Genomic DNA, 21033 nt, shown 5'->3' with positions numbered 1-21033 from the left:
GCACTGGGTCGGGTGACCGAAGAAACTGTGGCCCCCGGCACGCCGTACGAAGCCACGCGCCGCTATGGGTATGTGCTCAGTGCTATTGAAGGGCAGCAGGCCGAGCAGGAAGTGACCAATGTCAAAGGCATCAAGACCCGCACCTTGCTTGACGGGATCAACCGTGTAGTGGAGGAATTACATCAGGGAGTCGACGAAAGCAGTCTCACTGACTACTTCCAGACCTACAGCGCACTGCACGACCGCCGCGGACTGCTGATTCAGGACACCGTCAGCGACTGGCTACCGACCGACAACGCTGCGGAGCCTGGCTTTCGCTTGCGAGAACTGCCGCTCACCAGCAGTTATGAATACGACGATTGGGGGGAGCTGCGCAGTGTCACCGGACCAGATGGCGTTTCGCAGGTCAGCGAAACCGATCCGCTACGCCAGAGCCAGCGTAGCTGGATGCAGAGCAACGATACGCCGCCATTGATCAGCAATAGGGTCGAAACCCGCAGCAACCGGTTCGGCAAACCCGAGTGGAACAAGGTACTGGATGCTGGCGGCAATACCGTGAGCCAGACTGATTACGCCTATGACGGCCTGGGACGCTGTATTCAGGAAGTGAATCCGCTCAGACACAGCACACGTTTCAGTTACGGGCCATGGTCACGGGTCATCAGCACTACTCTTCCCGACCTGACCGTGATCGAGAAGGACTATGCACCGCACAGTAACGAGGCCTTGGCCACGGCACTGCGCGTCAGAGCCGCCCAGGCACCCGAATCGATCCTGCTCGGCGAGCAAGGTTTCGACGGACTGGATCGTGCGATCCAGGTCAGGGTCGGTCCTCGCATCACGCGCCTTGTCTACAAGGGCGGGCAGATGCAGGTTGATGAATGCATCACCCCCGGCAATCACTCGATTCATTACCAATACAGCCCGGGCCTGACCAATCAACCCATCACCACCATCGCCGGAAATGAGCAGGCTGACTTCACCTATGACTTCAAGACTGCCGCATTGACGACCTCGCAGAACAGCCGTAGCCGTACCGAGTTCGATTACAACCACAATGGATATCTGACAGCAGAGCGGCGCATTGAAAATGGAATGACGCTGGAAACTCGCCATACCAGCTCTTTTGCCGGACGAGCGCTGAGTCGCCAGGAGCCCGGCGGGCTGACTTCGATTTATGAATATGATCTACAGGGCCGGCTCGCGTCGATAACACAGGGGCAACTGCAGGCGGAGTTCAACTGGTCAAGCCTGGGCCAGTTGCAAAGTACCCTGACGACCGATATCGGCAGCGGCAACACGCTGCGGACCAGCCTGCAATACAACGATCTGGGGCAGGAAACAGAACGAACCCTCGAACTGACTGGCCACATTACCCGTACGATCAGCCAGACATGGCGCAAGGACGGCAGGCTGAGCTCGCGACACCTGCAGACCCAAGACCGCTCATTACTCGATGAAACATTCGATTACGACGAACGAGGTCGCCTCACACTGCATGCCTGCACCGGCGAGACGCTGCCGCAGGATCGTTATGGCAACGAAATCAGCGAACAGCACTTCGATTTCGATGCTCTGGATAACATCACGCAAGTAAACAGCACGTTTGCAGATGGCAGTAGCGACCAGGCCCTGTTCAGCTTTGCCGCGGATGACCCGACGCAATTGGTGAACATTACCCATACCCACCCCCACTACCCGGCCAGCATCACCCTGGATTACGACGCCGATGGCAACCTGCTGCATGACGAAAACGCCCAACGCCTGGCTTATGACACACAGAACCGGCTGCTGGGGGTCATTGCAACGGATGGCAGCGAGACAGCGCAATACCGCTATGACTCGCATAATCATCTGGTGGGCGTCAGACAAGGCAGCGCGGGGGAGTCGCTGCGTTTCTATCAGGGCGAACGCTTGAGCAGCAGCATTCTGGACAATGAAACCACCAGTTATCTGTATAGCGGTAATCAGCCGCTGGGCCAACAAACCCTGGGCGACGAGGCTAAAACCCTGCTGTTCATGACTGATGCCAAGCAAAGCCTGCTGGGTGAAAGCCAACAGGACGAATTGCGCACTGCGGTGTACAGCGCCTACGGCGAGCGTAGCAGTGAAGACCGCCTGCACAGTCTGCTGGGATTCAATGGCGAAGTGCGCGATGAAGTCAGCGGCTGGTATCTGCTGGGCCGCGGCTACCGCGCCTACAATCCGACGCTGATGCGCTTCCATAGCCCCGACAGCCTCAGCCCGTTCGGTGCTGGCGGGCTTAACCCTTATGTTTATTGCCTGGGCGACCCGATCGGTTTCGTCGACCCTACCGGCCATATATCGCGTGGTCTGCTTATGGCATTCAATATCGTCGGCCTGGTAGCGGCAACCATAGGCATCGTCGCTTCGGTCGGCACGATAGCCCCAGCATTGAGCTGGGCGTTCGCTGTATATGCCGGGTCCATCGCTGCTGGAGCCGGAGCAGTGGGGACAGGTGTCGCAAGCCACGTCGTCTCCGACATGAAGACCAAAGAAGTGCTGGACCTGACAAGCTTTGCACTGGGCATGACATCGATGTTCCTGGGAATGAGGACCGCTCTGACCGGGGTTTCCAAGTGGTCGACGAAAGCCGCAGCCAGTAGTGTTGATGAATTCACGCAGACCGCACCACTGAAGCCCCCTAAAATGACTCCAAACGGGTCTTTCAAGGCCCCGTCTATTTCCGGCTCTACCTCCAGTTCTGCTCCCAATGCTGCCTCCAGTGCTGCCCCCAGCGCCATCCCCACGCGACTGCGCCCGATGTTTCCCAAGAAGCCCGGAACTGGTCAGCCTGCAATAAATTACGATGAGTGGGCAGGCTTCGATTTAAGACCGTTTGAAAGGGGTGTTAATAAATCCACACAGACTGAATCCTTCCTCGGGTCCAGCTTAAATGAAGCCAACTTCCCGCCGCCACCTCAACCTGTAACAGCGGTGGAGTCAACTGTCTCAATCACGCCGCCCAGAAGCCCGGCGCCTGAGCAGGGAATTCAGGGTGAATTCATTAAATGGATCAATGCTTCAGACGGTAAAGCCACAACCCTTGGCAAGACAGAGTTACCGGGGCAGGTACGACAGCTATTAAAGGAGGTGAGGAAGCCATAGTAGTGGCTATCAGAACCAATGAAAAACCGTCCCGGCCTACAGGCTGGGGCGGTTTCACGACTCAAACCACCAACGTCAACTCCAGTCGCCTGAATCCCAGATACGACAAGCCGTCATCGAAACTCACTTCGATATATACCCAGAACTCGATATTGAGTTTCAACCGGTCCAGAAACGAACGCACCAGCAAGGCATCGACCTGCGTATTGACCTCTGCCTCCGTGACACGGCGATTCTGGAATACCTCCAGGTACAGATCGTCTCCCGTGTTCTTGTCAACGCCTTCGGCCCACATGTACATCTTTTGCCCCGCTTCGATAAATACCCACGGTTTAACGTAAAAATCTGCTCCGCCTGGCACTTTGGCCAGGCTGAGCAGCTCCGGAATACCGCTGGCCTGTTCGCACTGCAGCTTGGGAAACCTCTCCTGGGCAATCGTCAGGATATTCAGCATATAGGACGCAGAACGCCTGATCGTGCCGTTCTGCAGCGTCAGGGTGTAGTAGACCTCGACCTCTCTGCCCGCCCCTATATTGCCGGGCACTGCCCTGGCCGGTATCGCATACTCGAGGCCTCCCGCCTGGATCGGAGCCTTGGCGACATGACTGGACGCGAGGTTGATTCCTGTCCAGTAGACCGTGATCAGATCGGTAGGCTGCGGATCGATTTCTGCCGGAATCACCACCACCGCACCATCGGTTACCAGCAGCGGGTCCAGGGTGCCCTTGCCGCCGCCTGAAGGCTGGGACTTCTTGACCGAAGGCATCAACAGCGGAATCGGCTGCGCGTCCACGGTCAGCATGGCCGCACGGGACAGCACACTGAGATTACCTGCCCGGTCCTGTACCTCATAGCTTGCATAACGCTGACCATCGCCTCCGGCGACAATCACGTCACCGTCGATTTCGATCTGCAGGCCCATATCGTTCTGACTCAAGGTCTTCTGCCCCGCCAACAGAGACCCCACCGGATTCTGCTCCCAGTACCAACTGATGATGTCGCCGGGTTTATGGGGGAAATACTGCGGAACAGTGGCCGGCAGCACATTGTTGTGCTCCTCCAGATAACGGGCGGTAACCCGGTTACCGATCAGATCAGGAGGAAAGACGAGATGATCCTTGTTACCGGCCAGCGTGGCCGGAGTCTTGTCGATCGTGATGGGGATCGGGTCAGAGCTGTTCTGGTTGCCGGTCGAAAGCGTGACCCGGTAGAACAACTGATGTGTGCCCTCAGTCAGTTCGACCAGAGGAATGTCCGCAAACAGAATGTCCGGATCGACGATGGGCGTGGTGAAGCTTTTCAAGGTCACTTCCCTGCCATCCCAGTTCAGTGCCACCCATTCAGTGCGACCTGCTATCGGTTCGCTTGCAGCCCATAAAGGGAACTCAACTCTAAGGCTGGCTTGCAATGCATCCACTGACAGCAGATTGACCTCGCCTCCCGGAATATCCGGTAAAGCCTTTGGCACTGTTGGAGGACTTAACGGCGCCAGAGTATCAGTAGCATCCATATCGAATTTCTCCTGTGTACCCCGAACAGGCCAGACTTACTGAAAAAAACACAAGCAGCCCGGCCTGCGATGCTCAAGGTTGTGTCGGTGGCACGGTACAGGGCAGGCCACCGGGGCGAATAAGCGATACGTACTGCTTGCCAGGCATGGGATCAGCGGGGACCGGCACACCTCCTTGCGTCACGGAGTAGGTGACATCTGCATACCCCTGTTCAATCGGCAAGATATGAACATCGTAAGGCTCGACAAGAACGATGAAACCATTGGTCACCTCCTCCTGAGTCAATGACGGTTTGGTAAAGGTAAATCGGGTCGCTGGAATCTCGGTGATCCCGTCAAATTCATAACCCCGCCACACCACTGTCACTGCATCACCCACATTCAAGTCCTTGTCCCCGGGAACAGCGACCCTGAAACCAAATTTTGCATCAGGGTCGGCATAGTCTTCGGAGTACAGGGAAGCGCATGAAAGCGTCTTGTTGCCGTTACTGTCTTCAAAGATATCGGGAAAGCTGACAGGGTCGAAACCCACTATCAACACCCCCACGTTTACGGGTGTATCAATAGAGCGAGTAGGGTTATTACCGGTAGCAGTGTTAATGCTGTAGTACATCGGTAATGCCGGGTTGTTGGCCTGGGCTTCAATGGCTACCCAGGGAATGATGAAGTTAATTGGATCTCCGGGGGCTTCATTGACCACTGTGAAACTGGCTACCGGGTTTGGCTCGCTTCCCCAATACAGCTTCAGTATTTCACCGGCCACAACGGGATCGTAAAGCGCTACAGTTGCAGTAATGTCCTTACCGACATCACTCGGTGTCAGCGTGTCCTGTATGCCATCAGTTCCCTGAAGGTGCACTTGGGCAAGATCCGGATTGGTGGGGTCTGGCTCATTGGGATTAGTTGGGCCGTTGGTAGAAAAATCGACTTCGACGTCCAGCACCAAAGGTGCAGCGGGGAAAACCAGCGTACCGCGTTTAACCTGATAGCTGACCTGAACCGTTTCCTCTCCAGGACCGCCTGTATATTCTCCTTTGAGCGTCGGCCACGGCACTCGAATACTTACATCACGCGGCATGGAACCCGGATCAGTGGGAAGCAAGGAGGTTGCGCCCCATTTCGCATGGATAACCGTGCCCTGAGGGTTATCGTAGGCAAGAATAAGCACATCGACGCCCATATGAGCATCAGCCAGATCCACCAGGCTTCCCAATGGAACCAGTGGATCTTTCAAGTTGGCAGGCAGAGCCCCCAGTTGTACATCCAGTTGAAGAGGCTTGGAAATGGAACTCACATTTCCGGCTTTGTCTGTCAGCCAGTACACCGCATAAGTAGCACCATTGGGATTGTTTACGATAGTGTCTTTTGAAATCGGAATTTTTCGGTCTGCGGGAATCTTCACCGGTCCAAAAGCTGGATCGGGTGCGTCAGGTGTTTCTGGCTGTCCGGGGCCCCAGTACACCACTATCACGTCATCATCGGTGATATCGGTATACTCAGCCACCGTGCAGATAAACTCGGTCTCACCACCGGCAAAAGTGGCATCCGTAATAACGGCTGCCGGGGCCGTCAGCACAACGGGGAATGCCTGAGTGGGATCCAGATTGTAATACGGCGGAGTCCTGTCAATAGTGATAGTGCGAGGAGCGGAATGGTTGTCGGTCCCGTCACTGATAAAAACATGGTATTCAAGCCTGAAAACACCTTCATGGGGAATACCGCTCTGGGGAATGTTATGTTCCAGTGGAAAATCACCAATGCTTATCGGACCATCGAATTTTTTTTTGGAACTATAAACAGTGGCACCCTTGCTATCGATAAGGCTCAAGTTGACCTCGGCGTACAACGGGGCAGGAACCTGAACATTCCAATAAGGGATTTTCACATCAAGATCAGCCGTCAGTGCCGAAACAGGCAACAGTCCCTCCGGGAGGCCAGCAAGAATAGCCGCCACCTCCGGGGGGAGGAGCTGATTTTGCAAAACATGGTTTCTTTTCTTGCTCTGTGAACGCAGATACTCACGACGCTTTTCCATACCTTCCGTGATTTTATCGGAATTCGACATATTCCTCTCCTTGAGACTCAATTGATCACGTGCATTAATGAGGCGAGCTGGAGTCTTCTGATCAAGAGCCAGAAAGCCTCTATCTTCAGCGTCTCCACACTCAAAGACCATTAAACTCCCCGCCTGAAAAACTGGATACTGTCAGAACTGCCAGTGCCTGCCTGCCACGTAACTGTCCTTTGATTCAGCAGGTAATAAAAAGGGAGGCTTTCGCCTCCCCTCCAAAACCAACAATAACTACCAGCTATAACGCAACCCGACATTAGCTCCCCAGGGCTGTTCAAGTTTCCTGCCATTGCTGTAGTCAAAATCGGCATGCAACTGCAGACGTTCAGACATCGAGACCGCTATACCGGCACCCAATTCACCCCGCGCACCGGAAAGATCATTATTGAAAACGTTGTTATTGACCTGTACCCCATTGTCCTGAGAAAACTCATGCACATAGGCGGCGCGGATATAGGGCTGGGCAACCCTGCCATCGCCCAGATCAAAATCACGACCTGCGGTAGCGCCCAGCTTGCCGACCAACGACCGGGTAGCATCGCCTTGCGCACGCATGCCATTGCTCAACTCGTAATCCTTGCCTTGAACCATCAAGCCCGCCCACTGCGTGTAAGGCTCAACGAAATAGCCATCATCCAGCTTGATGTGTCGGCCGAACTCCACGGAAGCACCCACGCCCGTGTTGTCATAATCGCCCTTCGATTCGGAACCATCGCTCATGCTGACATCGGCTTCATTGCGAAAGCGGTTGAACTTGAGAACGCCGTCAAAGTAATAGCCGCTGTCCTGATCGAGCCAGGTTGTATAAGCACCCACATAGTAGCTGCTGACATTGCCGGTCGTGCCACGACCAAGACTCAGGTCAGACTTGCTGTAGCCACCCAGCACGCCAACCAGCCACTGGCCATCGCCCAATGGCAATGGAGCATCTGCACCGAAGGAAATACCCTGTTGAGTCTGCTGATAACCAACGCCGGATGCCGCCCTGGCGTCAAATTTGTTGCCATAGCTACGAACCCAGCCACCGGGCTGCCCGCCCTTGAAACGCAATTCCCCCATACGGCTGCGCAGGGTGGACAACTCGCCATACCAGACCGTTGGGGCGGTATTGAACAGCGCCAGAACCGCGCTGGTACCGGAGCTGACCTTACCGGTGTTGACCAGGTACCAGTCGTTACTGCCTTGCTGGCTCAGTTCGTAAGTGTAAGTGCCCATATCTACCGGACCGTTGAGCAGCGAGAACTGCGCATCGCCACTGCCGGTGTGCACCACATGCATGGAAGAATCGGCGAGCGGGTCTGCACCCGTAGCACCCACCAGCAGCGAATGATTGCCGGTGGCGGTACCGGTCACATCGAGAAAATCGACTTTACCCTGAGAAAAATCGGCATCCATGATAAAGGTGCCACTGCCTGACAGGTTACCCAGCGACAGCGTGTAGAACTCATCCGGCGCGCCCATCTGGATAAAACCGCCATCCATTGCCAGATTGCTGACCGTCGAGTCCTCAACCATTACCCACTTTGCTGCGCTATTGATCGCCAGGCTGTTCAGGTTTTCCAGGCGGCCAGTCAGAACAGAGTTATTGGACAGGGCAACATCCACGGTACTGCCGGCTTCAGCCGTCACGTCACCGGTCAGGGTGCTCTGATCCAGGCTCAGGTTCATTTTGCCATTATCCGTAACCTGGACATTGCCGGTCAGTGCACTGCCCTGAACTGCCACTTTGGCCGTAGAACCATTGACTTCCAGAATGTTGCCATTGCCGCCTGTCAGGCTTGAACCATTCTTTATGACGATTTCCGTCGAGTCGGCGCTGCCAAAGGGTGGACCGACTACGATTGCGGCACCGGTCTGCCCCACTACCTGGCTGTTGTCGATTTCGATAACAGGATTGCCCGGACCGGCAGTGACAGGACTTTGGTTAACGGAAATACCGTTCACCGTGCCAGAGATCAACGAGCCGCCAGTAGCCTTCAATGCGCCGTTGAACATATGGATGCCCACACCGTTGGTGCCAGTACCGCTAACCTGACTCCCTGAGAGTGTCACGGTACTGCCCGCGAGAATGTCTATTCCGATCTCTTTACCGCTCACTGAACTATTGGTCAACGAAACGTCGGCTCTGGTGACACGCATACCGATATCTGCACCACCGATACTGCTACCGGTAAAGTTTCCTGTGCCGCCCATAAAGCTGATGGCGATTCCTGAACCGTTGGCGCCATTCACTTGCGTGCCAGTGAAGTTCAATGTGCCATTACGCACCTCTATATAACCGGTTCTGGCATTCGTGGCATTTAAAACTCCCTCATCCCTTACATTCCAGTCAGTATTGACATAAGAGCCATCTATATTCTTGGTCTCTCCGATAACGGGCTCCGGTGCAGCAGCAACATGATGGCCAGCCAACATTAGCGGCGTAACGCAAAGCACTCGCAGCGCCCGATGCAAAGGCACTACCTGCGCAAGATTATAAAAAATCATGTTTTATTCCTTGGATTTATAAAGCGATGACCGCAATGCTTGCGTCATCAACGACGCCGAAGAATAACAATACAAACCCCATAATCATGTAGGACTTTTCCCGCAGTAATGTAGCCCCATTCCCACAGACAAAATCCTTATAAGCGATGAAGAACAAATCAATTCACTATAAAAAAGTCAGGCTTATCCAATTGAAGAATAATTGTATCTTTTCATGAGCAAACACTTATCAAACTCTTACACCGCCTTCAAAACGGCAATAAGAAATCTCTCACAATTATTAAGCTGCTAGTTGGCAGGCGTGAACCTGGTGTCCGTTTTTGAAACAGAACACCAGGCTCTGTACGAAAAGTCGGCGAGCGAAGGTCAGGCAAGGCAAAAACNGGCGAGGAACGGTCGGAGTCGCGCTCGACTTTACAAATTGTAAATAAGCATTCCGAGCCTGTTTTTAACGCAGCATCACCGAGCACAGCCACTTTTCGTACAAAGCCTGGAAGATAAACGCATCCGGGCCTTACAATCGCCAACCTCACACCGCCGACCGATTTCTGCGAATGCCGACCTGCACCCTTCACTCCCTGCGCTATTCATCTGACCCTGCCGAATACTTCAAAAGGGTTCGACATGCGCCGGGCGCCATCCTGCTGGACAGCGGTCGTCCCGAGGCTGGTCGCGGCAGGTTCGACCTGCTCAGCGCCTGGCCGCTGGAGCATCTGGTGGTCGAGCCGGGCGAGTCCGGCATGGCGTTTCTGCAGCGGTTGCGTGACAGCCTTGAACGCCTTGGCCTTGCGCAATTGCCCGATGCAAGCGAGTTGCCTTTTGCCGGCGGGCTGATCGGTTACCTGGGCTATGACTTCGGTCGGCGTCTTGAACCGCTGCCAACCCAGGCCATCGACGACCTGCAACTGCCCGATGCGCGCCTGGGCCTGTATGCCTGGGCGGTGATCAGCGATCATCAGGCCCGCACCACGCAACTGGTCTGCCACCCTGCTCTGCCACAAGACGAACGCTTGCGTTTACTGGAGTTGTTCCAGCAAACGAGCACAGCGCAATCGAATGAATTCCATCTGACCGGGCCATTCCAGGCAGACCTCAGCGCACTGGACTACAGCACGGCACTGGCCTGCATTCAGGATTACATCCAGGCCGGCGACTGCTATCAGGTCAATTTTGCCCAGCGCTTCCAGGCCCGTTGCGAAGGTGATCCATGGGCGGCCTACAGCGCCTTGCGCGCCGCATGTCCGACGCCCTTCTCCGGCTACCTGGCATTGCCCGATGGCGATGCGATCCTGAGTCTGTCACCGGAGCGCTTCGTCAAGGTCAGCCAGCGCGAGGTGGAAACCCGGCCAATCAAAGGCACCCGCCCGCGAGGCAGCGATGCAAGTGAAGATGCCGTCTACGCGCAGGAGCTGCTTGCCAGCGTCAAGGATCGCGCCGAAAACCTGATGATCGTCGACTTGCTGCGCAACGATCTGGGTCGCAGTTGCACCACCGGTTCGGTGAAAGTCCCCGAGTTGTTCAGCCTGGAAAGTTATCCGAATGTGCATCATCTGGTCAGCAGCGTGACTGGCGAGCTGGCGGCCGACAAGGACGCTCTGGACCTGATCGCCGGCAGCTTCCCCGGCGGTTCGATCACCGGCGCACCGAAGATCCGCGCCATGCAGATCATCGACGAACTGGAACCGACTCGTCGCGCCCTGTATTGCGGCTCGCTGATGTACATGGATGTGCGCGGCGAAATGGACAGTTCCATCGCCATCCGCAGCCTGCTGGTCAAGGACAACAGGGTTTTCTGCTGGGGCGGCGGCGGGATCGTTGCAGACTCCGATTGCGAATCGGAATATCAGGAGTCGTTTACCAAGGTGCGGGTGTTGCTGGATACGCTGGAGGGGCTTTGAGTCTGCGGCTTGTTCACGAATGAATTGGCTCCCGCAGGTTTGTGCAGGAGCCAATTCATCGTGAAGGACCGGAAATGACTACAGACTCAAATCCCGGTTCGAGGCCTTGATGAATTCCTTTTTCAGGTCTTCAAAGGTGTGGACTGCCGGGAATTGCGGGAACTCGCGGATGACGTTTTCCGGGGCATGGAACAGGATGCCCGCATCGGCCTCACCGAGCATGGTGGTGTCGTTGTACGAATCGCCGGCAGCGATGATGCGGTAGTACAGGCTCTTGAAGGCCAGTACCGACTGACGCTTCGGGTCTTTCTGGCGTAGCTGGTAGCTGACAACACGGTCGGTTTCGTCGGTAATCAGACGATGGCACAGCAATGTCGGAAAGCCCAGTTGGCGCATCAAGGGCTGGGAGAACTCATAAAAGGTATCCGACAGAATTACCACCTGAAAGCGCTCGCGCAGCCAGTCGACGAACTCGACAGCACCGTCCAGCGGCTTGAGTGTGCCGATCACTTCCTGGATATCCGCCAGTTTCAGACCGTGTTCATCGAGAATGCGCAGGCGCTGTTTCATCAGTACGTCATAGTCGGGAATATCCCGAGTGGTCGCACGCAGCGATTCGATACCGGTTTTCTCGGCAAAGGCAATCCAGATTTCCGGGACCAGCACACCTTCCAGGTCGAGACAGGCAATTTCCACAGGACACTCCTCAAGGGGATTTCAAGATCAGGCGAAGCGGCACTCTAGAGTCTGTTGCGGTTTCAGTGCAAGCCGTCTCATGAACACAGCAGACAGGCCACTGGGCGATGATTTTGTTACCATTGCCGCCATCACGAGCGCTTAAGCGCCACTCTTGTATCTAGGAAGCCGCCTGATGAGCCACCCTTTCGACGTCGCTGAACTAGCCGCGACGTATGCCAACAAGTCTGCTCAGGACATTCTGAAACTGGCCTTCGCCCACTTCGGTGACGAGCTGTGGATTTCATTCAGCGGCGCCGAAGATGTGGTGCTGGTGGACATGGCCTGGAAGCTGAACAAGAACGTCAAGGTCTTCAGCCTCGACACCGGTCGCCTGCACCCGGAAACCTATCGGTTCATCGAGCAGGTCCGTGAGCATTACAAGATCGATATCGAGCTGATCTCGCCGGATCAGCGCAAGCTTGAGCCTTTCGTCAAGGAAAAGGGCCTGTTCAGCTTCTACAGGGACGGTCATGGCGAGTGCTGCGGCGTGCGCAAGATCGAACCCCTGCGCCGCAAACTGAGCGAAGTAAAAGCCTGGGCCACCGGCCAGCGTCGCGACCAGAGCCCTGGTACCCGCAGTGCGGTAGCAGTGCTGGAAGTCGACAGCGCCTTCTCGACGCCCGAGCGCGCACTGTACAAGTTCAACCCGCTGGCACAGATGAGCAGCGAGGAAATCTGGGGTTATATCCGCATGCTTGAGCTGCCGTACAACAGCCTGCACGAGCGCGGTTTCATCAGTATTGGCTGCGAACCCTGCACCCGTCCGGTCCTGCCGAACCAGCATGAGCGCGAAGGCCGCTGGTGGTGGGAAGAAGCGACCCAGAAGGAGTGCGGGTTGCACGCGGGCAACTTGATTACCAAAGGCTGAGAATCGGCTTTTTGCGAATGAATTCGCTCCTGCGCAGGTGCAGGAGCGAATTTATTCGCGATGATCAGTGCACAGGCAGTTCAACACCTGCGAACAGCTCTTCGAGTTCCTGTTTGTTATGGCACTGAATCGCCTTGGCCATGACTTCGCGAGTCAGGTGCGGGGCGAACTTCTCGATGAAGTCGCACATGAAGCCACGCAGGAAAGTCCCACGACGGAAAGCAATCTTGGTGATGCTGGACTCGAACAGTTCACTGGCATCGAGCATTACCAGGTCACTGTCCAGTTCTTCATCCACTGCCATCCTGGCAACGATGCCGACCCCCAGATTCAGGCGCACATAGGTCTTGATCACGTCTGCGTCGGCAGCTGTGAAGACGACCTTGGGCACCAGACCACGGTGGCTGAATGCTTCATCAAGCTTGGAACGACCGGTGAACCCGAATACGTAGGTCACGATCGGGTATTCGGCCAGCAGCTCCAGCGTCAGCTTCGGCACCTTGGTCAGGGGATGGCCCTGAGGCACCACGACGCAACGATTCCAGCGGTAGCACGGCATCATGACCAGATCACCGAACTGCTCCAGCGCTTCGGTAGCAATGGCGAAATCCACGGTCCCGTCAGCCGCCATTTCACCGATCTGCATCGGTGATCCCTGGTGCATGTGCAAGGCCACGTCCGGGTACTGCTTGATGAAATTACTGATCACAGGCGGTAAGGCATAACGCGCCTGGGTATGGGTGGTTGCAATCGACAAGGTGCCCTTTTTCTCGTTGGAGAATTCCTGGGCGATTTGCTTGATACTTTCGACCTTGCGCAGAATCTCGCCAGCCGTGGTGATAATGCGTTCACCCGCTGGAGTGACTCGTGTCAGGTGCTTGCCGCTGCGGGCAAAAACTTCGACCCCCAGCTCGTCTTCCAGCAAGCGTATCTGCTTGCTGATGCCGGGCTGAGAAGTGTAAAGGCTCTGTGCCGTCGCGGAAACGTTGAGGTCGTGGTGCGCCACTTCCCAAATGTAGCGCAATTGTTGAAGCTTCATATGTATCCCTCAAAGCAGATAAACCCTAGGGGTATCAGCGACGGTATATAACTGGATTAATGGTCTGGTGAATATTACTAGAACTTTTTATCACCTTTGAGAGGTAATCGCACGCTCGATTTCACTTAAACCCACATTTACACCACCACCCTACCCCCGTCCTCTGTTCTGCATCATGGGCACCATGTAAACCGGTACATCTGAAAGCTGTAAAACCCTGGCGGCCGTACGACCTATCGGCGCGCCCTCTTTCGCCATACGGCTATGACTACCTAGCACCAGCAAGTCCACTGCCAGCTCGCGTGTCTGCTCAAGGATCACATTGCATGGCTCACCCTGAACGACCCTCACTGCGCGGATGAAAGACAGGTCTTTATGACCTTCACCTAGTTCTTCACGAAACCCGTCGAGCATCCGTTGCTCTATTCCATCCATGAATGTACTCACGCCCTTGCCGTGAAGATCCTTTAACGCATCCTCCCCCAGATAGCTCTGCAGCACCGATTCGGCGAACAGGCCCATGGGTTCAACCACATGGATGACGTACAGACCGGCATTGAACGTTCGAGCCATTGCCAGCGCATGCTGCACCACATAGGGCGCATACAGCCCCAGGTCTGTGGCGTACAGGATCGAACGAATCATATGACCTCCCGAACAACTGGAATGGCGGAGATTGATTCAGCTTAGCAGTGCACCAAAGACTACGAAGGCGGCTTATTGCGCCCGGCACTTTCAGAGCTTTATTTCATTGCTGATTCCGTGTGGGACATGGCCGGTAGCCACGACCTCCCGAGCCTTCTCGCAATGCCCTGGCTGATCGTCGAAGAACACATCCGCCGCGAACGCCTCCAGAAAAGCCGACTTCTGCAAACCACCCAGAAACAGCGACTCGTCCAGACGAATGTCCCACTCCCGCAAGGTGCGGATTACCCGCTCATGGGCTGGCGCAGAGCGCGCCGTGACCAGGGCCGTGCGAATCGGGCAGGTTTCTTCGGGGAACTCACGCTGCAACAGATTGAGCGCCGCCAGAAACGGTTTGAAAGGCCCGCCGCGCAGTGGCTCGCGGGCCGACTCGCGTTCACTGGCCTGAAAGGCCTCCAGCCCGCCAGTCTGATAAATCCGCTCGGACTCATCGGAAAACAACACCGCATCGCCATCAAACGCGATGCGCAACTCGGCACTGGCCGCACGTCGTGCACCGCCGGAGAGAATGGTCGCCGCAGCAAAGCCGGCATCCAGCGCGCTACGCACATCCTCGGCATGGGTGGAAAGAAACAGATGACAGCCGAACGCCGCCAGATAAGGATAAGGGCTGCGCCCGCCGACAAAAGCCGCACGGGTGATATCCAGCCCGTAATGCTGAATGGAATTGAAGACCCGCAACCCGGTGTCGGCACTATTGCGCGACACCAGAATGACTTCGACCCGCGCCTTGCTCAGGCTGGCGTTGAGACTCAGCAGCTTTTCCACCAGCAGATAAGCGTCGCCCTGCTCCAGAACCTCGTCTTCATGCTCGATCTGATACTGGCGATAGGCTTCGACCCCGTCAGCCATATACACCGCATGGCTGTCACGCAGATCGAACAAGGCCCGCGATGAGATCGCCAGCACCAGTTTATGTTCATCACGCTCGGCCATGATCGCCTCCTGGTTTGCAGATCGAATCAGTTGTTGCGGCGTTCGATGAACGCCAGCGCCTGATAGAGCATCCGTACCCGTGGCATGTCGCATCCTGCGGCCAGCGCGGCGGCGAGTGGCCGGGCATAGATGGCCTCCAGCTCAAGCGGTCGCCCTTCGGCGAAGTCATGGTACATGCTGGGCTTGTAGTCCGGCATTTTTCCGGTCACCTCGAACAATTGTTGGGCAAACCCGGCCGGCAGTGGATAGCCACAGGCCTCGGCGCCCTGCACCACTTCATCCATCAAGGCTTTAATGAGCTCACGACTGCAAGGATCGACCATCAATGGCGTGGTGCTGGCCTGCAACAGTGCAGACAAGCCGTTATAGGGCACATTCCAGACCAGCTTCTGCCAGCGCGCCTGCTGCAGATCGGCCATGGCATGGGAGTCGACCCCGGCTATCCGAAACAATCCGGTGCATTGCTCGACGATGGCCTGGCGACTGTCCTGATCGACAGCAGGACCGCTGTGATAACCGACACTCACCGCACCGAAGGCCTGATGGGTCACAATCCCAGGCTCGGCACGATTGACGCAGACAAAACACAAGCCACCCAAAAGATGCAGGCTCTCCGGCAACAAGGGCCGCAACTGATCTTCGACGCCCAGGCCGTTCTGCAGCAGCAGAACTTTCGCTCCGGGCGCGGCAGCCCGGGCGATTACAGGCGATAGTCCGCCATTGCCGGTACTCTTGGTGCCCACCAGCAGCAAGTCGCATGGCGGCATATCGGCAACCGAACAATAAGCCTGGACCTGATCGAGCTTCAGGCTGCCATGCACGGCGCTGTTGACCTGCAGGCCATTGCGAACCACCGCATTGAACTCGCTGCGCAGTAGAAAGTGCACATCAAAACCGGCACGCGCCAGCATCAGGCCATAAAAGCCACCGATAGCTCCGGTCCCGATAATGCCTATCCTGGGTCGCTGCACATCACTGATCATCGTTTTCCCTCTTCAAGATCGTCTGCCTCATGGCAACTCTGATTGTTCGCACACTATCCGATGCCTGCAGGCCGGTTGCAAATTCACCGGGCCATGCGCGTTTGTACCGCTACCTTTATTGGAGCCCGACAGTCCCAAAGCCACGTTTACCCATTGTCGAGCAACAGGGTAACGCGCTAAGGTTCGGCTCCCCGATACGCTCAACCATACTGAGCACCGCCGCAAGCAACACTGCGAGCGGCCCGTACCCGTGACCTGATGAGTAACACGATGGCTGATTTACCGATTGACGACCTCAACGTTGCATCCAACGAGACTCTGATCACGCCGGATCAGCTCAAGCGCGATATCCCGCTTACCGGTACTGCCCTGCAGACTGTAAGCCAGGGCCGCGAAGTGATCCGCAACATTCTCGACGGCAAGGATCATCGCCTGTTCATCGTGATCGGGCCATGCTCGATCCATGACCTGAAGGCAGCAAAGGAATACGCCGAACGCCTCAAGGCGCTGGCTGCAGAACTTTCCGATACCCTGTACCTGGTCATGCGCGTCTATTTCGAGAAGCCGCGCACCACGGTCGGCTGGAAAGGCCTGATCAACGATCCATACCTGGACGACTCGTTCAAGATCCAGGACGGCCTGCACATTGGTCGCCAATTGCTGCTGGACCTCGCAGAAATGGGCCTGCCGACCGCTACCGAAGCGCTGGACCCGATCTCCCCGCAATACCTGCAGGACCTGATCAGCTGGTCGGCCATCGGCGCACGCACCACCGAATCCCAGACGCACCGCGAAATGGCTTCCGGCCTGTCGTCGGCCGTCGGCTTCAAGAACGGTACCGATGGCGGCCTGACAGTAGCCATCAACGCCCTGCAATCGGTTTCCAGCCCTCACCGCTTCCTGGGCATCAACCAGGAAGGCGGCGTATCGATCGTGACCACCAAGGGCAATGCCTATGGCCACGTGGTGCTGCGCGGCGGCAACGGCAAGCCGAACTATGACTCGGTCAGCGTCGCCCTGTGCGAACAGGCGCTGAACAAGGCGAAGATCCGCCCCAACATCATGGTCGACTGCAGCCACGCCAACTCCAACAAGGATCCGGCCCTGCAACCGCTGGTCATGGAAAACGTCGCCAACCAGATCCTGGAAGGCAACGAGTCGATCATCGGCCTGATGGTCGAAAGCCATCTGAACTGGGGTTGCCAGGCGATTCCGAAAGACCTGTCGGAACTGCAATACGGCGTCTCGATCACCGACGCCTGCATCGACTGGGAAAGCACCGAGAAAACCTTGCGCAGCATGCACGCCAAACTCAAGGACGTGTTGCCAAGGCGCAAACGCGACTGATCTTCAGGCTGTAACGAAAACGCCGAGCATATGCTCGGCGTTTTTCATGGTGCGTCATGTCCTCAGATCTTGGCGGCCTGCCGGTGATGGCGCTCCATGTAGCGCTCCACATAGGAGCAGGAAGCAATTACGGTGTAACCCATGCTATCGGCATAGTTGAGCGCCTGCTCGGTCAGGGCAGCGGCAATTCCGCGGCCACGAAGCTCGTCGGGCACAAAGGTCCTGTAGAAATCCAGAGTCTGCTTACCCAGATCCATATAGGTCAGGTAGGCACGATGACCTTCAATGTTGATTTCAAATTGATGGCCAGTCTGATCATGGTGGATGGACAACGCCTCGCTCATCACTACTCCTCGCGGGTCTTGGATTTTGACCCCTACCTTACCGATGTTTTTCCGGCGAAGGAATATCTACGCCACCCCGTGCCTGTCTGGACACCGAGAAGAGCATTGTCGATTTCCAACAAATAGCACCTCCAAATAGTAGGCGTCCTTGCAGAAGATGCTCAAGATGTCGACCATAAAAATCATGATCGGTTTCTGGTTTACCGGATCGGTTGAACCAGTCCTCGCCGAATGTTGTCGATTGAGACGCCCTTGAAGAGTGAAAGTCACCGCCGCTTCTTAGATAAGCTGCGTATTCAAGAGCAAGGTGCGACATTGGACATGAAATGGCCGATATGAAGCCCGGCCCAAGGATTTCGGGCCATTGCGAGACCCTGTCCGGGGCTCTGGAACAGAGTCACGAGACGGTGCGGCAAAGTGGATAGTTTTTATACAGAATGCATGAGAAGTAGCGCGGAACACTTTCAAAGCCAAGAAATTTATCCTCTTCTTGCGCTTCGTCAGTTTACTTACTACAAACAATGGGTACTATGTACGCCGGTCATTTTCTCACTTTCGAGAGATGACTAATTTGAAGAAAAGTCCTTGAAGGGGAACACGATGAACAACGTTCTGAAATTCTCTGCTCTGGCTCTGGCCGCAGTTCTGGCCACCGGTTGCAGCAGCGTCTCCAAAGAAACCGAAGCTCGTCTGACAGCTACCGAAGACGCAGCAGCTCGTTCGCAAGCACGTGCCGACGAAGCCTACCGCAAGGCTGACGAAGCTCTGGCTGCTGCTCAAAAAGCTCAGCAAACTGCTGACGAAGCCAACGAGCGCGCTCTGCGCATGTTGGACAAAGCTAGCCGCAAGTAATAATCCCTCGGGATTGTTGAAAAGGCCGACCCGGTCATCCGGGTCGGCCTTTTTTATTGCCTTGCGGTCAGTCCTTCGGGCCATGGCCAACCCGTTGAGGCTGGCCCGAGCCCGAATGGATTACTGAAAGATCACCGGCGCTTCGGCAGCAGCAGTTGCCGCCCCCGGAACCGCGATTTCTACCGGCAGGCCATCTTCGGCCGCCACTACATCACGTACCAGATCCCAGTTCATGCGCAGGTTGTTGGCCAGGTCATCGCGCTTGAGCAAGGCATTGATGACCGCAGTGTGCTTGTCGACCACCGACGGGTTGCCCTGATCATCCAGTGGCGTATGGGCTTCCAGATAAACCTTGCCGCCACTGATACCGAACTTGTAGGGCTCGCTGATGATGCGCACTGTCGTGCCCACCGGCGCCATGTCGGCCAGTTCCAGGACGTTGTTGTTGTACATGCGGAAGCAGCCATGGCTGGTGCGCATGCCGATGCCGAATTTCTTGTTCGAGCCATGGATCAGGTAGCCGGACATGCCCAGGCCGAACTTGAACGGCCCCAGCGGGTTATCGGGACCGGCCGGAACGACGCTGGGCAGTATGTCGCCATCAGCCGCGTGCTCGGCGCGGATCGACGCGGGTGGCGTCCAGGTCGGATTCGGGGTCTTGGCGATCACCTTGGTCACGCCAATCGGCGAACCCCAGCCTTCGCGGCCTACTCCCAGCGGATAGGTGTGCACTACGTTCTGGCCCTTGGGGTAGTAGTACATGCGGTATTCGGCCAGATTGATGACGATACCTTCGCGCGGACCCGGCGGCAGGATGAAACGGGTCGGCAGCACGATATCGGTGCCCGCACCCGGCAACCATGGGTCGACGCCAGGGTTGGCGGCGATCATTTCCAGATAACCCAGGTCGTACCTGGTGCCCAGATCGGCAAAGGTATCTTCGTACTTGGCCTTGATGACCTGGACCTGCCCGATGATGTCCTCTCCGGGCGCAGGCAACGGAAGCTCCAGGGCATTGACAGAGCTCGCCACACAAAGAGCAGCAAGCGACAGACAGCGGGTAACGGCTGGAATGCGCGACAACATCCGGGAAAATCCTTGGGCTAAACGGCGAATGGGGGAAATAGATGAAGTGTACACCGCCGTTTACAGAACCGGGAGACAGGCTCTGAACGGAGACAGCTACAGTTCAGGCCAGATTGGCTGCATGCCTCTGCGCTGGGCGTCGAGAATCGCCTTGCACAGCGGACACAGACGCTCATCCTGCAAGGCCTGCTGCTCGACCCCCGACCAGCGTGGCTGCGCCGGGAGCAAGGTGCCACACAGCGTACGATCGATGGAGCCGCCCAGCTCCAGTTGCCGAGCAATCAGATGCACCCTGGCTTCCTGGCACGCGAACAGGTCAAGCTGCTCATCGGGCTCGATCAATTGATAGGCATATAGGGACCAGGCGGGACGCGGCATGGGGGGCTCCAGATAGGGGGCGCCACATTAGCCGAAAGCCCCCGCCTAGAAAAGCCTCAAAGCAGCGGTTTCAGGCTCGGCCAGACATTTTCCAGCAACTTGCCCTGAGCACTCGCTGCCGGGTGCAGGCCATCGGCCTGCATCAACTCGGGAATCCCGCCCACACCTTCAAGGAAAAAGGGCACCAGAGGCACTTTTTTCTCTTCGGCAAGCTTGCCGTAGACTTCCTCGAAGGCCTTGGTGTAGCGCGGCCCGTAGTTGGGCGGAATCCGCATGCCTAATAAAAGCACCTTGGCGCCCGCTTCGCGAGAGCGATCTATCATTGACGCAAGATTTTGTTGCAATTGTGCTGGCTGCTGCCCGCGCAACCCGTCATTACCACCCAGCTCCAGAATAACCAGCTCCGGCTTATGCTCTGCAAGCAGCGCAGGCAGCCGCGCCTGGCCTCCGGCACTGGTATCGCCACTGATCGAGGCATTGATGACTTTATCGGTGTATCCCTCGCTGCGCATGCGCTGTTCGAGCAGGCTGACCCACCCGACACGGGTATCCATGCCGAAAGCCGCGCTGATACTATCCCCAACGACCAATACCGTGCCCGCCACTGCCCCTTGTGACAGCAGCAATAACCCCAGGCCAGCACTTAAAAACCACGCACGCAT

The 21033-nt window shown here is 56.4% G+C and carries 17 protein-coding genes; 5 read left to right on the top strand and 12 right to left on the bottom strand.

The features are described from left to right. Nucleotides 1-3129: RHS repeat-associated core domain-containing protein (locus tag ALQ04_RS22245; RefSeq protein WP_147466625.1), on the top strand; the 3129-nt coding region annotated here is incomplete at its 5' end. Between the two features lie 61 nt (nucleotides 3130-3190). Here ALQ04_RS22245 and ALQ04_RS22240 read toward each other — a convergent pair. The 3 genes from ALQ04_RS22240 to ALQ04_RS22230 all read right to left on the bottom strand — a co-directional run bounded on the left by ALQ04_RS22240 (nucleotide 3191) and on the right by ALQ04_RS22230 (nucleotide 9197). Next, nucleotides 3191-4639 carry a hypothetical protein gene (locus ALQ04_RS22240; RefSeq protein WP_147466624.1) on the bottom strand — a complete coding sequence of 483 codons (1449 nt, stop codon included), beginning with the start codon at nucleotides 4637-4639 and terminating at the stop codon, nucleotides 3191-3193. A gap of 73 nt (nucleotides 4640-4712) precedes the next feature. Then, the gene (locus tag ALQ04_RS22235) at nucleotides 4713-6704 is read right to left on the bottom strand and encodes a hypothetical protein (RefSeq protein WP_147466623.1); all 1992 of its coding nucleotides are present in this window, start codon (nucleotides 6702-6704) and stop codon (nucleotides 4713-4715) included. Nucleotides 6705-6941: 237 nt separating this feature from the next. Then, nucleotides 6942-9197: an autotransporter outer membrane beta-barrel domain-containing protein gene (locus tag ALQ04_RS22230; protein ID WP_122317881.1), complete on the bottom strand. Its 2256-nt coding sequence runs from the start codon at nucleotides 9195-9197 to the stop codon at nucleotides 6942-6944. A 554-nt stretch (nucleotides 9198-9751) separates the two neighbouring features. Between ALQ04_RS22230 and pabB the strand changes: the two genes are divergently transcribed. Continuing rightward, a complete protein-coding gene (gene pabB / locus ALQ04_RS22225; RefSeq protein WP_122317880.1) occupies nucleotides 9752-11095 on the top strand; it encodes an aminodeoxychorismate synthase component I in 1344 nt (447 codons plus the stop codon). Between the two features lie 78 nt (nucleotides 11096-11173). On the opposite strand, the gene thrH is transcribed toward pabB, so the two are convergent. Then, complete coding sequence (thrH, locus tag ALQ04_RS22220; protein WP_122317879.1) at nucleotides 11174-11791, bottom strand: bifunctional phosphoserine phosphatase/homoserine phosphotransferase ThrH; 618 nt, start codon at nucleotides 11789-11791, stop codon at nucleotides 11174-11176. 175 nt (nucleotides 11792-11966) lie between these two features. Here thrH and ALQ04_RS22215 point away from each other — a divergent pair, with 175 nt between their 5' ends. Further along, entirely contained in the window at nucleotides 11967-12701 is a 735-nt protein-coding gene (locus tag ALQ04_RS22215; protein WP_122317878.1) for a phosphoadenylyl-sulfate reductase, read from the top strand. Between the two features lie 64 nt (nucleotides 12702-12765). On the opposite strand, the gene cysB is transcribed toward ALQ04_RS22215, so the two are convergent. The 4 genes from cysB to ALQ04_RS22195 form a co-directional block, all read right to left on the bottom strand. Beyond that, complete coding sequence (gene cysB, locus ALQ04_RS22210) at nucleotides 12766-13740, bottom strand: HTH-type transcriptional regulator CysB (protein WP_122317877.1); 975 nt, start codon at nucleotides 13738-13740, stop codon at nucleotides 12766-12768. Between the two features lie 150 nt (nucleotides 13741-13890). Beyond that, nucleotides 13891-14385, bottom strand: coding sequence for a universal stress protein (locus tag ALQ04_RS22205; RefSeq protein WP_122317876.1), 495 nt, complete (start codon nucleotides 14383-14385; stop codon nucleotides 13891-13893). A gap of 90 nt (nucleotides 14386-14475) precedes the next feature. Next, complete coding sequence (locus ALQ04_RS22200; RefSeq protein WP_122317875.1) at nucleotides 14476-15381, bottom strand: 5'-nucleotidase; 906 nt, start codon at nucleotides 15379-15381, stop codon at nucleotides 14476-14478. 26 nt (nucleotides 15382-15407) lie between these two features. Continuing rightward, on the bottom strand, nucleotides 15408-16364 hold the full coding sequence (locus ALQ04_RS22195) for a putative 2-dehydropantoate 2-reductase (RefSeq protein ID WP_122317874.1): 957 nt from the start codon (nucleotides 16362-16364) through the stop codon (nucleotides 15408-15410). Nucleotides 16365-16634: 270 nt separating this feature from the next. Between ALQ04_RS22195 and ALQ04_RS22190 the strand changes: the two genes are divergently transcribed. Further along, entirely contained in the window at nucleotides 16635-17711 is a 1077-nt protein-coding gene (locus ALQ04_RS22190) for a 3-deoxy-7-phosphoheptulonate synthase (protein WP_183142247.1), read from the top strand. A 62-nt stretch (nucleotides 17712-17773) separates the two neighbouring features. Here the strand turns inward: ALQ04_RS22190 and ALQ04_RS22185 are convergent, their stop codons facing one another. Next, nucleotides 17774-18055 (bottom strand): GNAT family N-acetyltransferase, encoded by a 282-nt coding sequence (locus tag ALQ04_RS22185; protein WP_183142246.1) that lies wholly within the window; start codon nucleotides 18053-18055, stop codon nucleotides 17774-17776. A 600-nt stretch (nucleotides 18056-18655) separates the two neighbouring features. Here ALQ04_RS22185 and oprI point away from each other — a divergent pair. Continuing rightward, the gene (gene oprI / locus ALQ04_RS22180; RefSeq protein ID WP_002553018.1) at nucleotides 18656-18907 is read left to right on the top strand and encodes an outer membrane lipoprotei OprI; all 252 of its coding nucleotides are present in this window, start codon (nucleotides 18656-18658) and stop codon (nucleotides 18905-18907) included. A gap of 120 nt (nucleotides 18908-19027) precedes the next feature. Here oprI and ALQ04_RS22175 read toward each other — a convergent pair whose 3' ends face one another. The 3 genes from ALQ04_RS22175 to ALQ04_RS22165 all read right to left on the bottom strand — a co-directional run bounded on the left by ALQ04_RS22175 (nucleotide 19028) and on the right by ALQ04_RS22165 (nucleotide 21033). Further along, the gene (locus ALQ04_RS22175) at nucleotides 19028-19993 is read right to left on the bottom strand and encodes a L,D-transpeptidase family protein (RefSeq protein ID WP_122317871.1); all 966 of its coding nucleotides are present in this window, start codon (nucleotides 19991-19993) and stop codon (nucleotides 19028-19030) included. A 96-nt stretch (nucleotides 19994-20089) separates the two neighbouring features. Further along, a complete protein-coding gene (locus ALQ04_RS22170) occupies nucleotides 20090-20371 on the bottom strand; it encodes a hypothetical protein (RefSeq protein WP_122317870.1) in 282 nt (93 codons plus the stop codon). Between the two features lie 56 nt (nucleotides 20372-20427). Beyond that, entirely contained in the window at nucleotides 20428-21033 is a 606-nt protein-coding gene (locus ALQ04_RS22165; RefSeq protein WP_122317869.1) for an arylesterase, read from the bottom strand.

This window comes from Pseudomonas cichorii, from assembly GCF_003700275.1.
Taxonomy (GTDB): Bacteria; Pseudomonadota; Gammaproteobacteria; order Pseudomonadales; family Pseudomonadaceae; genus Aquipseudomonas; species Aquipseudomonas cichorii_B.
The sequence above is the reverse complement of the archived record's forward strand: the minus strand, read 5'-3'. Positions and strand labels throughout refer to the sequence as shown.

What these genes read in the sequence shown, in the direction of transcription:
- ALQ04_RS22200 (WP_122317875.1), bottom strand. Translation starts at nt 15,381, where the DNA reads ATGGCCGAGCGTGATGAACATAAACTGGTGCTGGCGATCTCATCGCGG.
- ALQ04_RS22170 (WP_122317870.1), bottom strand. Translation starts at nt 20,371, where the DNA reads ATGCCGCGTCCCGCCTGGTCCCTATATGCCTATCAATTGATCGAGCCC.
- cysB (WP_122317877.1), bottom strand. Translation starts at nt 13,740, where the DNA reads ATGAAGCTTCAACAATTGCGCTACATTTGGGAAGTGGCGCACCACGAC.
- ALQ04_RS22205 (WP_122317876.1), bottom strand. Translation starts at nt 14,385, where the DNA reads ATGATTCGTTCGATCCTGTACGCCACAGACCTGGGGCTGTATGCGCCC.
- ALQ04_RS22230 (WP_122317881.1), bottom strand. Translation starts at nt 9,197, where the DNA reads ATGATTTTTTATAATCTTGCGCAGGTAGTGCCTTTGCATCGGGCGCTG.
- ALQ04_RS22235 (WP_147466623.1), bottom strand. Translation starts at nt 6,704, where the DNA reads ATGTCGAATTCCGATAAAATCACGGAAGGTATGGAAAAGCGTCGTGAG.
- ALQ04_RS22190 (WP_183142247.1), top strand. Translation starts at nt 16,635, where the DNA reads ATGGCTGATTTACCGATTGACGACCTCAACGTTGCATCCAACGAGACT.
- ALQ04_RS22165 (WP_122317869.1), bottom strand. Translation starts at nt 21,033, where the DNA reads ATGCGTGCGTGGTTTTTAAGTGCTGGCCTGGGGTTATTGCTGCTGTCA.
- ALQ04_RS22215 (WP_122317878.1), top strand. Translation starts at nt 11,967, where the DNA reads ATGAGCCACCCTTTCGACGTCGCTGAACTAGCCGCGACGTATGCCAAC.
- ALQ04_RS22240 (WP_147466624.1), bottom strand. Translation starts at nt 4,639, where the DNA reads ATGGATGCTACTGATACTCTGGCGCCGTTAAGTCCTCCAACAGTGCCA.
- ALQ04_RS22185 (WP_183142246.1), bottom strand. Translation starts at nt 18,055, where the DNA reads ATGAGCGAGGCGTTGTCCATCCACCATGATCAGACTGGCCATCAATTT.
- oprI (WP_002553018.1), top strand. Translation starts at nt 18,656, where the DNA reads ATGAACAACGTTCTGAAATTCTCTGCTCTGGCTCTGGCCGCAGTTCTG.
- pabB (WP_122317880.1), top strand. Translation starts at nt 9,752, where the DNA reads ATGCCGACCTGCACCCTTCACTCCCTGCGCTATTCATCTGACCCTGCC.
- ALQ04_RS22175 (WP_122317871.1), bottom strand. Translation starts at nt 19,993, where the DNA reads ATGTTGTCGCGCATTCCAGCCGTTACCCGCTGTCTGTCGCTTGCTGCT.
- ALQ04_RS22195 (WP_122317874.1), bottom strand. Translation starts at nt 16,364, where the DNA reads ATGATCAGTGATGTGCAGCGACCCAGGATAGGCATTATCGGGACCGGA.